We start from the raw sequence: 12,906 nt of genomic DNA, 5'->3' as shown, positions 1-12,906 counted from the left end.
GATAAGACTTGAAAGGTATATTAACTTTTAAATTAATTAACAATTAAACATTATCCCGATTTACTCCAGGTCGTTCCTTCTTTGCTGTCCTTTAATTGTATGCCCATACTTTGCAGGCCCAAACGGATCTTATCTGAAGTTGCATAATCTTTGTTTTCTTTCGCCGATTTTCGGATGTCAATCACCATCTCCAAAACATCGTTGAGCTCTGTGTTGGAAGTATCTTCGTCTTTCAGGCCAAAAATATCCAGTACAAAATCATTCATGAGCTGTTTAAGCTGCTCAAGGGCAACGGCAGAGATTTTTGCTTTTCCATCATAAACACTATTGATGATGCGTGTTGCCTCAAAAAGCTCTGCAATAACCACAGGACTGTTGAAGTCATCGTCCATAGCCTTGATGCAGTTCTGATGGATGGCCTCTATATCAAAATCACTTTCAGCAGAAGCGCTCAGTTTGTCCAGCAGTCCGAATGCGTTCATTAGTCTTCTAAAACCTTTCTCAGAGGCGTCAAGTGCTTCATTTGAAAAATCCAGCGTACTGCGGTAATGGGCCTGTAGCATAAAAAATTTAACCGTCATAGGGCTGTAACCCCTGTCCAGTAATGGGTGATTTCCAGTAAAAAGTTCTCCTGGTAAAAATCCATTTCCTGCCGATTTAGACATACGGGCACCATTTACGGTCAGCATATTGGTGTGCATCCAGTAGCGTGCAGGCTGGACATGGCTGCAGGCTTCTGACTGTGCAATTTCATTTGTATGATGGGTAGCGGCAAGATCCATCCCCCCACCATGGATATCAAACTCCTGCCCCAGATATTTTGCACTCATCGCTGAACATTCAATATGCCAGCCCGGAAATCCAAGGCCCCAGGGAGATGCCCATTTCATCAGCGTTTCCGGCTTGGCCTTAATCCATAAGGCGAAATCAAGCCGTCCTCTTTTTTCATCCTGTCCGTCCAGTTCCCTGGTGTTGGCCAGCATGTCTTCCAGGTTCCGATTAGTCAGTATGGTGTAGTTATAGGTTTTGCTGTATTTTTCAACGTCAAAATAAATCGTTCCGTCTGTCTCATAAGCATAGCCATTTGCCAGGATCTCTTTGATCATTTCAATCTGCTCAATAATGTGTCCGGTAGCAGTAGGTTCAATGCTTGGCGGAAGGGTATTGAACATTCTTAAAACATCATGGAATCCCAGGGTGTACTTTTGTACAATCTCCATAGGCTCCAGCTGCTCAAGCTTTGCTCTTTTTGCAAATTTATCATCTCCCTCATCACGGTCACCTTCAAGGTGTCCGGCATCGGTAATGTTGCGCACATAACGTACTTTATAGCCGCTATATTTAAGGTAACGGAAAATCAGGTCAAAAGAAATGAAAGTACGACAATTACCAAGATGTACATCACTGTAAACAGTTGGCCCACAAACGTACATTCCGACATGCGGAGCATTCAGGGGCTTAAATAATTCTTTTTTACGTGTTAAGGTGTTGTAAAGCTGTAAGCCGGTTTTCATTTTTTGATTTTGTTATTCGTGCTGTATTCCTTTGTACAAAGGTAAAAAATTTAAGGTTTTAATCTCAGGTCACTTCTTATCGGAAAGTGATCAGACAGGCGGGCCTCTATAATCCGATGGTTGATGACCTCCATTTCTTTGGTCACTGCAATATAATCGATCTGGAAATTAGGAAACTTGCCATTATAGGTACGTCCTAAGCCCGATCCTTTCTTTACAAAAGTTTTACTCAGGCCAGCTGTCATTTGGGTGACCGCATAAGATGCCGGGGTATCATTAAAATCGCCCGAAATTAAAAATGGGATGGTACAGGTTTTCATATGGGCTTTCATGATGTCCACCTGGGCACTTCGTTTTAAAAAAGCGGTATTGAGCATACTTAAAATCCTTTTGGAAGGCACGATCTCCGGATCCATTTTTTTGGTTACTTTATCCAGATATTGGTAGTCCTGTTTATCAAAAGAAATGGATTGCAAATGAACATTATAAATCCGCAACAATTTTTGCTGCACCTGTACATCGACATAAATGCTGGAGTTGCCACCATGCCCTTCAAACACAATGTTTCCTTTATTTTTAATGGGATATTTTGAAAATATGGCCAGGCCCATAGCTTCATAATCGTTAGAAGAAGTAGGTACAAAATAATAATAGGAAGTATTTAGCATTTTCTTCAAACTGTCGGTAATGGCATAACTTCCCTTTTTCCTTGTATAATACTCCTGAAAACACATAATATCGGGATTCTCGTCCCTGACCACCTGAAGCATTTGCCTTTTAACAGACTCCACATTCCCTGAATCATAAGGCCTGAAACTATGCACATTATAGGTCATCATCCGGATCAGGTCGGATTTAATTTTTGGCCCTTCACCGCTTAGCCCTCTAAAGCTGAATGTAGCGTTCAATGCCCTCCAGCCGAGCAAAATGACCCCAATGGTTAAGACCATAAAAATCCAGCGCTTTCTGAGCAACCACCAACCTGCCATTAAGATATTCAGCAACAGAAAAAAAGGATAGGCAAGACCAAAAAATGGAATCAGCCTGTTTGTTCTGGGGTCCACATTTCCTGCAATACAACCCAGAATAAGGGCCAGGGCAAGACCCAGAGCCATTAAACGGACGACTTTATCTATAAATGCAGGTTTGGCTCTCTTCATTAATGTTTGCTTGCCTTAAAAAGCGTTTCTTTCTCTTCCTTACTTAATTTATCATAGCCCGATTTGGAAATTTTATCCAGTATCGCATCTATTTCATGCTGGGCCACTGTTGTACTTTTTGAATCTGAATTTCTTTTAAACTGATCGTTCCGGACAACTTTTAATTTACTGCGCTTTTTAAACAGGTTACTCCAGTCATTTCCACGCTGCAGGGCTTTGATGTAAACAAAACCCATCAGTGCCCCCCCAAGATGGGCAAGGTTACCGCCCGCATTAAAGGAACCTACACCAATCAGATCCAGAATGACATAAGCAATGGCCAGGTATTTTAACTTGACATCACCGATCAGCAATAAACGGATGGTATAATCAGGAACCAGAGTTGCCGCAGCGACAACTACCGCCATGACCGCTGCTGAAGCACCAACAATGCTGGCGCTGGAAATGTTGTTTGCAAATACCGGAAAAATATGAAAAGCGAGGCTGAAAAATAATGCCCCGGCAATACCTCCGGCAAGGTAGACAAAATGAAACTGACGGGGTTTTAAAAAATCCAGAAAAATCCGGCCCATCCAGTAAAGCCACAGCATGTTAAACAGTATATGTAATATTCCCTCATGAAAGAACTGATAAGTAATGATGGTATAAAAACGCAAGGGCAGACGCTCAAAGGAAGCAGGAAAGGCCAGGTATTCCCTGACAAAGGCATCCAGTCCAACAGTCCCCTTTCCCGAAAGGAAAAAAGCGACACCCAAAAGGGCCATAACAACAAAGATCAGGGTATTTAGCCCTATGTAAAGATATATAGGGTTACCTGATCTGAATACTTTAAATTTCAATTCTTCAAAAAGAGATTTAGTCATAGTAGTCGTAAAATGTGTTTTTATCTTTCCATAATTTAACGAGGATAAAGCCCAGAAGCGCTCCACCCAAATGTGCATAATGCGCCACAGAATCACCCTGAAAACTCGCCACACCAAGAAATAATTCAACGACGATATAAATTGGAATAATGTACTTTGCTTTCACCGGGACCGGGATAAACATAATGTACAATTCCGTATTCGGATAGAGCATGCCAAAAGCGACAAGCAAACCAAAAATGGCCCCTGAAGCACCCACCATTGGAGAGAAATAAATACCATGGAGGGTAGCCGCCTGAATCTCAGTAAACTGAGCTGGATTAAACTGCCCCTTCTCAAGATGCTCCAATAATCCAGGGCTTTGATTGATTGCTGTACCTGTTATATGATAAACTTCAAAAGCCTGCACTGCCCACTGTAAGGCAAGTGCACCCAGACCTGTGATCAGATAAAAATTAATAAAGCGCTTTGCGCCCCAACGGCTTTCCAGAATGCTGCCAAACATATAAAGGGCAAACATATTAAAAAGAATATGCGTAAAGCCACCATGCATAAACATATAGGAAATGGGTTGCCAGACCTTGAAATACACTGAATCGAAATAAAATGCGCCCAGATATTGTGCAAGCTCAATTCCTTTACTTTGAAATACATAGGTCGCTGCAAAAAACAGGATATTAATAATTAAAAGGTTTTTTACAACTGGTGGTATATGAATATTATTCATTCTTATTTTTCAAATTTCTTTTCAAGATCTGTTAAGGAAATGGTCTGTACAACCGGTTTTCCACTAATACTGAAATTAGGTGTTTTACAGGCAAACAATTGCTCTATCAGGGTATTCATTTCTTCCTGACTTAAAACCGCTCCACCTTTAATTGCACTATTGCGGGCCATACTTCTGGCCAGCGCATCCCTTTTATCCAGCTTTAACTCCTGCTGAGAATTTTTAAACCCCTCAATCAAATGTTCAAAAAGCTGTGTTTCGTTCAGGTTACTGCTGCCCAGATCTACCGGGATCCCTTCAATAACCAATGTATTTTTCCCAAATTCCCTCACTTCAAAGCCAAGGCTTTTAATGTCTTCCAGCAAACCTTTGGCCAGTTCGTAATCATTCGGGCTCAGAGTAACTGTTTGAGGGAACAAACTTTGCTGGGAGGCTCCTTTTCGGTCTTCCAAATGCACAATAAAACGTTCATAAAGTATCCGTTCGTGTGCCGCCTGCTGATCAATGACCATTAAACCCGACTTAATCTGTGAAATGATATAACGGTTGTGCACCTGCATTAATTGTTTTTGCAGAGGGGTAAAATTTTCTGTTTCTCCCTGACCGGGCAAATCAATTTTCACCTGTTCGGCAGGGCTGTGATTGGCAATCTCATATAGGGAGCCCCAGTTTTTTGTACTACCGGACCTGGATTCATATCCCCCGCTAGAATAGGAAGCAGACCTTTCCGAAACCCGATCTTCTTTAAAAGGATTAAAATCAGGGTTGAAACTAATGGTTGGTGGAACGATATCCTCCGGGGCCTTAGGGCTGATCATCCCGCTAAACCCTGTTTCTACATCAAAATCAATGGTAGGGCTAATGTTAAACTTTCCCAAAGAACGCTTAACGGCCGAATGAATAATTGCATAAATGGATTTCTCCTCCAGATACTTGATCTCGGTTTTAGTTGGATGTACATTCACATCGATTTTTGAAGGATCTATATCAATAAAGAGCACATATAAAGGGAAATTTTCTTCCGACAGCAACTCCTGATAGGCCTTGTTTATGGCATGGTTCAGATAACCATCTTTGATGAAACGGTTATTGACAAAAAAGAACTGCTCACCCCTTGTTTTTTTTGCAAATTCAGGCTTACCGATAAAGCCCTTTAAGTTGATGATCGTCGTTTCCTCCTCTACTGGTATCAGTCTCTGGTTATAATTATTTCCAAATAAGTGAATAATCCTTTGCTTCAAAGAAGAAGAAGGCAGGCGGTAAATTTCTGCACCATCGTGGTGAAGACTAAAGGCAATTTGTGGATTGGCCAGAGAAACCCTTTGAAATTCATCTAAAACATGACGCATTTCAGCAGGATTACTTTTCAGAAAATTGCGACGGGCCGGTGTATTGAAAAATAAATTTTTCACGCTAATGCTTGTCCCTTCTGCAGCGGCCACAGGTTCCTGACTTAAAAATGAAGAGCCTTCTATTTCTATCTGTGTACCCAGTTCATCTTCATGCCGACGGGTTTTCATTTCTACCTGGGCAATGGCGGCGATAGAAGCCATGGCCTCCCCCCGAAATCCCATGGTACGGATTGCAAAGAGGTCCTCTGCATTGCGTACTTTCGAAGTCGCGTGTCTTTCAAAACACATCCTTGCATCTGCAGGGCTCATTCCGCAGCCATTATCGATCACTTGAATCAGGGCCTTTCCGGCATCTTTCAGGATCAGTTGTATTTTATTTGCCCCTGCATCTATTGCGTTCTCCAACAATTCTTTTACTGCCGATGCTGGACGCTGAACCACCTCTCCTGCCGCAATCTGGTTGGCCACGTTATCGGGTAAAAGTTTTATAATATCTGACATTTATGCTCTATAGTAAAGGTTGCTAATTTAGCGAAAATAAGCCTTAAACTCATCTCTTTTCTTATAATTGAATGTTAAATGACGAAGTCAGTCCATCATTTTATATCTTTATGCAACGCGCATTTTGAAAACCGATAAGAACCCTACAATTTCAATGAACAAAAGAACCTCAAGAACAAAGAACCTATTCAAAATACTGGGCATCTGCTTTATTGCAGGATTCACCTTAAGTGCCTGCGCACAGGAGCATAAAAAAAACGAAGCCAGACTAAACACGATTAACACCATTATTAAAAGCACGGTCTTGCTGAACAACCAGCAAAACCTCATTCCACTGATGTCCCTGGAGAAAAAAAACATAGCCTCTGTTGACCTCGGATTTTCTGCTCAGGGGGTATTGGACAGCCTACTTAATAAATACACAAAAGTAAGCCCCTTTCATGCTGCCAATTATAAAGACGCTGCAACTTTGGACGACCTGGAAGACGATTTGAAATATTTCAACACGGTTATCATTTCCATTACAGATCAGGATGCTTCAAACCTGCGTTACCAAAACTTCATTAACAGTATTGCAAAAAGCAAACAAGTTGTAGTTGCCCTGTTTGGTGAGGGCAATGGCCTGCGTGCTTTCGACCAGCTCAGCGCCCCTTTACTTTGGTCCGTACAAAAAGATGCGGATGCGGCCAGTGTTGCCGCGCAAATAATTTTTGGTGGGATACCAGTCAGTCAAAAACTCGCTTTCAGCTATTCCGGAAAATACACCGCCGGCTCCGGCTTTTCTACCCAGGCCACCAGACTAAAATATACCCTTCCTGAAGACGCAGGTGTAAATGCAGACGACCTGAGCGAAATCAATTCCATTGCTGCGGAAGCGATTAATGCAAAAGCGGCACCAGGAATGGTTGTACTTGTTGCCAAGGACGGAAAAGTTATTTTCAACAAAGCCTATGGCAAACATACCTATGATGCCGACGCCCTGGCCGATCAGGTATCGGATATATTTGACCTGGCTTCTGTCACCAAAATTACCGCAACAACACCTGCGGTGATGCGCCTGGTAGAAGAAAACAAACTTAAGTTGGACACCAATATTGGTGCCTACATCCCCAAAGCAAGAAATACCCCCATGAATGGCATACAGGTCAGAGAGGTGATGTTGCACCAGGCTGGTTTTATCCCTTATATCCCTTTCCATGACTACATTAAACCTGCGGACCACAGTTCAGATTCTTCGGCAGCTTTTCCGACTAAAGTGGCAGACGGCTATTATGTCCGCAAAGATTATTTTAAAGATGTGATGTGGCCAAAAATGCTCAATGCACCAATCAAAACCCGCGGCAGCTATGTATACAGCGACATTAGCATGTATGTCATGAAAGAAATTGTGGAAAGGATCAGCGGGGCACCCCTGAACAAATACACAGCAGACAACTTTTATACCCCCCTGGGGATGCAGACCGCTGGTTTTTTGCCGAGAAACCGTTTCTCCAAAGATCAGATTATCCCGACCGAAAATGACCTGTATTTCAGAAAAACCCTTTTGGTTGGTTACGTACACGATCAGGGAGCGGCCCTTGCTGGTGGTGTATCCGGTCACGCCGGTTTATTCGCCAGCGCCAATGACATGGCCATTATGTACCAGATGCTGCTCAATAAAGGGACTTACGGGGGCCAGGAATATTTTAAACCCCAAACGGTCGATATGTTCACCGCCAAACAATCCAATGTCAGCAGAAGGGGCCTGGGCTTTGACCGCTGGGACCCGGACGCCTCCAAACATTACCCTTCGGAACTGGCTTCCCCCCAGACCTATGGTCATACGGGTTATACCGGAACCTGTGTATGGGTAGATCCTTCCAGAGGCCTGGTTTACATCTTTCTGTCCAACCGGGTCAACCCGGGAGTAACCGAAACCTTAAGCAGGCTGAAAATCAGGGGCAGGATACAGGATGTGATCAATAAGGCCATAGACCAAGGAAAAAACTAAACCCTGCTATAAAATAAAAGGCCTGTATACATCTATACAGGCCTTTTATTTTTATGGAATGTCAATCTTATTTTTTCAAGCCAATTTCTCTCAGACGCTCATCCAGGTATTCACCGGCAGTCATGTCTGTATATACTTTTGGATGTTCAGCATCGATACAGGAAGAAAGACTGGTTAAATCCATATCTGAACGGGGATGCAGGAAAAACGGCACAGAAAAACGTGAGGTTTTCATCAGTTCACGCGGAGGATTAACTACCCTATGCGTTGTAGAACGAAGTTTATTATTGGTTAATCTTTGCAACATATCCCCGACGTTGACAACGATATCAGAATGATGGGCTTTAATTGGCAACCATTCATTACTTCTGGTTAAAACTTCCAGGCCATCAGCACTTGCACCGATCAGTAAGGTAATCAGGTTAATGTCTTCATGGGCACCGGCACGTACCGCATCATCAGGAATTGCTTCCGGATTTTCAATAGGAAAATAATGGATCCCCCTTAAAATAGAGTTTCCGTTGTGTACCTGTTTATCGAAATAATCAACAGGTAAACCCAAATAGGTTGATATTGCCCTAAGCAGGTGTTTTCCATTGTTTTCCAGTTTCACATAAATTTCCCTGGTCACTTCATTGAATTCAGGAAGTTCTTCCAGATATTCATTGTCAGGATATTCGCTTTTAATGGCATCTCCATCACTCACTTCCTGCCCAATTTGCCAGAACTCTTTCAAGTCGGCAGTTTTAGCACCTTTTGCAGTTTCTTTACCCGGACTGGTATAACCTCTTTGTCCTGCCAGTTCTGGTTTTTCATATTTACTTTTCTGCTCTGGTGACAAAGCAAAAACAGCCTTAATATTTTTATAGAGCTGATCGATTAATTCCTGGCTTACGCCATGATTGGTAATGGTTACAAAACCAGAATCATTGAACGCTCTTCCCAGTTCATCCGAGAATTTTTTGCGTTGCTCTTCAGTTCCGTCAATATAGGAACCAAGATCCAAACAAGGTATATACGGTGTTGACATAGTGTTTTCTTTTATTTTTTTATGACGTCTAAAATTAGGAAACTATTGTTAATAAACATTAAATATACAAATTCAGAAGACACAACACCCTATCCAAAAACACTTTAAGTTATTAACAATTTCAGAAAACATTTAAAGACAATCCTGATAGTGTAATAAATCAGTCATAACCATTTAGGCTAAAAACCATAACCACCTCATGCCCGTAGTTAAAGAAAGTTAAAAACAAATGTATTTCTCTGGATTTACGCCCACAAATAGTATATTGTTTAACCGCAGCTCACCTGAAGTAAGAAGCTCAAATAAATCAATCTGGCACATGAAATCTTTATCCCTTATGATATTAATACTCTTATCTCTGACCAATACTAACGCAGATGCGCAGCAAAAGAAATTACAAAAAGCGACCTTTGGTATGGGTTGCTTCTGGTGCTCAGAGGCCATCTTTCAAAGATTAAATGGGGTGTCGGCTGTCCGCTCCGGTTATGAAGGAGGGGATGTCATCGACCCCAGCTATGAAGAGGTCTGCACCGGAACAACAGGTCACGCCGAGGTAATTGAAATTACCTATGACCCTTCTAAAATCAGTTATGATGAGCTGCTTGCTGTTTTCTGGAAAACGCATGATCCAACCACAATAAACCGCCAGGGTGCCGATGTAGGCACGCAATACCGCTCGGTGATCTTTTACCATGATCAGGAACAAAAAGAAACCGCAGAAAAATATAAAGCAGAATTAAACCAGACCCATGCTTACGGAAATCCGGTCGTGACCGAAATCTCAAAGGAACAACCTTTTTATACCGCAGAAAACTATCACCAGAATTATTTCAATAAGAATAAGGAACAACCTTACTGCAGACTGGTGATCCTTCCAAAACTCGATAAATTAGATCAGATTTTTAAGGATAAACTCAAACATTAACCACTTTAATAAAAAGCCCCCGGATGATCTATCCGGGGGCTTTTTATTTAGTGCAATAAACTTAAGGGAATTTGACCCCTCTGTATTTGGTTACATCCACAATTGGAATGCTGGAACCATATTTTGCATTGATCGCGTTGATAAAGCCATTGGCTGTAATTGCATAGCCCATAGGAGTCAAATGGATTCCATCCAAAGAAAACAAGTTACCTGTAATGAACGCGCCGCTGACCAGTGCCCCATTAACCTCTTTACCCGCACCATATTCTTTCAGCATCGCATTGGCATCCATTAGCGCCAGGTTATAAGCGGAAGCTACAGACCTGATGGTTGCATTATAAGAGGCAACATAATCGTTAACCACAGCCACTTCGTCCTTATCCAAAACATATTGGTTTTCTATAGGATTGGTAGGCGCAAGACCATAAGGACCAGTAGCATCAGGTTTACCTATTGTACGGTCAGACAAAAGGGTCAGTGTAAACAGATCTTCCGCAGTCGCTTTTCTGGCAGCTCCGGTTCCTGGCTTAATATAAAGATCTGTAACGCCAGCCCCACCGGGAGAAGCATTAACCGCTGCCAATATGCTTTTCAAAGTGACTGTTCTAAAAAAAGCAGTAGCAGTTACATCCGGAATGGTTGCAACAACACCTTTAGCACCATTTCCCCCAGTTCCACCTTTGACCAACTGACTCACCACAAGATTATAAACCTGGGTAAACAAAGCTTTATCTGTTGGTGTATCACCAGCCCCGCCAGAAGTTGCATAGCCCAGAATATCATTATTACCCAGCCACATACTGAAAAAGGTAAAGGGTTTGGAGGTTACAAAGTTTAAATATGGGGTTGTTAATGTCGCATCCGTTAACATACGTTCATAATAAGGATTAAGCGTTCCATATCCCGCAATCGTGGAATGAATCAGCTTAATTCCCGGTACTCCGTAATTGTTAATGTCGCCACTATAACGCGTAAAAAAAGTTGTGCTTCCTGGTCGATAAGCCAAATTGGAAGTTTCTTTTGTTGTTTGAGGTGTACCATTGGCATTAAACCCTGTCAGTTTGAGATACCCAGAGCCATTGGCCTGATTATCTGCAAAAAAAGGCGTCGTAAAGCTACCGCCACCCACTGTTTTCATCTGCTCAGCAATCATTCCCGGAAAGCAGTTCTTTTGTCCGTCCAGGTATAATCCCCCATCAGCAAAACCAGAAGTCAGGGAATTACCAACAGCAATATAACGGGTAAAATCTGCAGTTCCTTTACTTGGAACAGTCGTATTAACCGAAGGTTTGCAGGCTGCCAGCCCAAGAACAGCAAGGGCTAGGGCACTTTTGTAAAAATATTTTGAGTTCATGATGTTTTCTTTGGTGATTAGAATTTATAAGATAAGGCCACTCCAGGAATAAAAGCTACCGTTTTAAATGTACCGTTTAAACCCGTTTCAATATTGGTTCCACTACGTGATTTAACATTTTCATATAAAAAGGAAAAATCAACACCGAAACGCTCGGAAGGCTTAAAACCAATACCAGCACTTAAAAGCAAGCGGTTGGCATCTGGTACCTCAGGGGTAACATATCCATCGCCCACAGGTGTAAGGGCATAACCCACACCAGCCCTGAGTGCCACAATAGAGCTTACCTTGTTTTCAATTCCCAAACGGAAAGTTGCTGCATCATGATAATTACGTGGTGATTTTGTATCCGGAATGCGGGTATTGTTGTCGTAATCAAAAGCCAAATCTTTATACACATGCCACTGTACCCAGTTTACATCCAGGGCAATGGTGGTTTTGTCCGAAGGATAAAAACCAAAACCAATGGTACTTGTTGCCGGCAAAGGCAATTGTGCGTTAAACTTTGTCGGGAATGTTGGTTTTAATGCATCAGGAACAACAAAGTTTGCATCTCCGTTATCCACAGTTGCATTAATTTTAGAACGATGGGAAATACCAATGGTAACTCCGGAAAGGGTATTGATATAAATACCGGCATTCCATCCGAAATCTTTTGAAGTTCCTTTCAACTGGGCTGTCGAAGATTCCCCATTGTTCAAGGTAATGGGAATGGCCCTTCTCAAATCGACCTTGCCCAGAGAATAAACCACACCACCACCAATACCAATGTTATCCGTAATTTTTAAACTCAATGTTGGCTGAATATAAACGGCCTGTAAATCCAATGAGGTTACCGTATATTTTCCAGTCCAGTTTGTATCCCAATGCATTGCTCCTCCAAATGGCGTATATACACCCAAACCAAATCTTAATCTGTTTTGAGGAGAACCAAATACGGCATAAGCGGCAAAAGGTGTTGGTAATTTATTTTGATTGTGCTCGGTAATGTTTGAACCCGCCTGACTGAAAGAGGTTTTTAGTATAATGCCGTTAACACCACCCTGCACGCCATTCTGTTTTAAGAAGGAAACCGCACCCGGATTAAAAAATACGGCAGCCTCGTCCATCGCTACCCCGGTGCCAGCACCTCCCATAGCGGTTTGTTTTTGTCCCTGAAGGTTAACCTGGAAAGACTGGGAAAATCCCCAGACAGGTACCGCCAATAAAACACTAAGTAGAATCTTTTTCATTTTAGATATATTAGATTGTTAGAATTTGAAGCGTGCAGCAGTGGATTCATTTGAAAGCAAGCGCTCAACTGATACCCGTTCATGATATTTGGTTTTGTTTAAGTTTTATACCTGATGAAATTAAAATGTTGCCTTTTAATACTAAACAATCAACATTCCATCAAGTTTTAGCTAATATAATAATTATGCATGCATAACAAAGAAACAATTTTCATTTAAAAGTCAAAACGCAGATAATATTTGTGAAGTCATCTATAA

At 41.9% G+C, this 12,906-nt stretch carries 10 protein-coding genes; 2 read left to right on the top strand and 8 right to left on the bottom strand.

Going from position 1 to position 12,906, the window contains the following annotated elements; translation table 11 throughout:
- Positions 1-50 precede the first annotated feature (50 nt).
- The 5 genes from cysS to mutL are packed head-to-tail and all read right to left on the bottom strand — an operon-like array spanning position 51 to position 6,117.
- A complete protein-coding gene (gene cysS / locus B0O44_RS20380; RefSeq protein WP_110833947.1) occupies positions 51-1,514 on the bottom strand; it encodes a cysteine--tRNA ligase in 1,464 nt (487 codons plus the stop codon).
- A 50-nt stretch (positions 1,515-1,564) separates the two neighbouring features.
- Positions 1,565-2,674, bottom strand: coding sequence for an endonuclease/exonuclease/phosphatase family protein (locus B0O44_RS20375; protein WP_110833946.1), 1,110 nt, complete (start codon positions 2,672-2,674; stop codon positions 1,565-1,567).
- Positions 2,674-3,537, bottom strand: a complete 864-nt coding sequence (locus tag B0O44_RS20370) for a rhomboid family intramembrane serine protease (protein WP_110833945.1) — start codon at positions 3,535-3,537, stop codon at positions 2,674-2,676. Before B0O44_RS20370 ends, B0O44_RS20375 begins: the two co-directional genes overlap by 1 nt.
- Positions 3,530-4,264: a rhomboid family intramembrane serine protease gene (locus tag B0O44_RS20365; RefSeq protein ID WP_110833944.1), complete on the bottom strand. Its 735-nt coding sequence runs from the start codon at positions 4,262-4,264 to the stop codon at positions 3,530-3,532. Before B0O44_RS20365 ends, B0O44_RS20370 begins: the two co-directional genes overlap by 8 nt.
- Before the next feature lie 2 nt (positions 4,265-4,266).
- The gene (mutL, locus tag B0O44_RS20360) at positions 4,267-6,117 is read right to left on the bottom strand and encodes a DNA mismatch repair endonuclease MutL (protein WP_110833943.1); all 1,851 of its coding nucleotides are present in this window, start codon (positions 6,115-6,117) and stop codon (positions 4,267-4,269) included.
- A gap of 154 nt (positions 6,118-6,271) precedes the next feature.
- Here mutL and B0O44_RS20355 point away from each other — a divergent pair, with 154 nt between their 5' ends.
- Positions 6,272-8,107 (top strand): serine hydrolase domain-containing protein, encoded by a 1,836-nt coding sequence (locus B0O44_RS20355; RefSeq protein WP_110833942.1) that lies wholly within the window; start codon positions 6,272-6,274, stop codon positions 8,105-8,107.
- Between the two features lie 67 nt (positions 8,108-8,174).
- On the opposite strand, the gene B0O44_RS20350 is transcribed toward B0O44_RS20355, so the two are convergent.
- Positions 8,175-9,137 (bottom strand): isopenicillin N synthase family dioxygenase, encoded by a 963-nt coding sequence (locus B0O44_RS20350; RefSeq protein ID WP_110833941.1) that lies wholly within the window; start codon positions 9,135-9,137, stop codon positions 8,175-8,177.
- 337 nt (positions 9,138-9,474) lie between these two features.
- Here B0O44_RS20350 and msrA point away from each other — a divergent pair, with 337 nt between their 5' ends.
- Positions 9,475-10,062: a peptide-methionine (S)-S-oxide reductase MsrA gene (msrA, locus tag B0O44_RS20345; RefSeq protein ID WP_245943757.1), complete on the top strand. Its 588-nt coding sequence runs from the start codon at positions 9,475-9,477 to the stop codon at positions 10,060-10,062.
- A gap of 61 nt (positions 10,063-10,123) precedes the next feature.
- Here the strand turns inward: msrA and B0O44_RS20340 are convergent, their stop codons facing one another.
- Both B0O44_RS20340 and B0O44_RS20335 read right to left on the bottom strand, forming a co-directional pair.
- Positions 10,124-11,416 carry an SGNH/GDSL hydrolase family protein gene (locus tag B0O44_RS20340; protein WP_110833939.1) on the bottom strand — a complete coding sequence of 431 codons (1,293 nt, stop codon included), beginning with the start codon at positions 11,414-11,416 and terminating at the stop codon, positions 10,124-10,126.
- Between the two features lie 17 nt (positions 11,417-11,433).
- Complete coding sequence (locus B0O44_RS20335; protein WP_110833938.1) at positions 11,434-12,648, bottom strand: OmpP1/FadL family transporter; 1,215 nt, start codon at positions 12,646-12,648, stop codon at positions 11,434-11,436.
- Positions 12,649-12,906: the final 258 nt, after the last annotated feature.

Source organism: Pedobacter nutrimenti, from assembly GCF_003208655.1.
GTDB classification, from domain to species: domain Bacteria; phylum Bacteroidota; class Bacteroidia; order Sphingobacteriales; family Sphingobacteriaceae; genus Pedobacter; species Pedobacter nutrimenti.
This window is presented reverse-complemented; position numbering and strand designations above follow the sequence as displayed.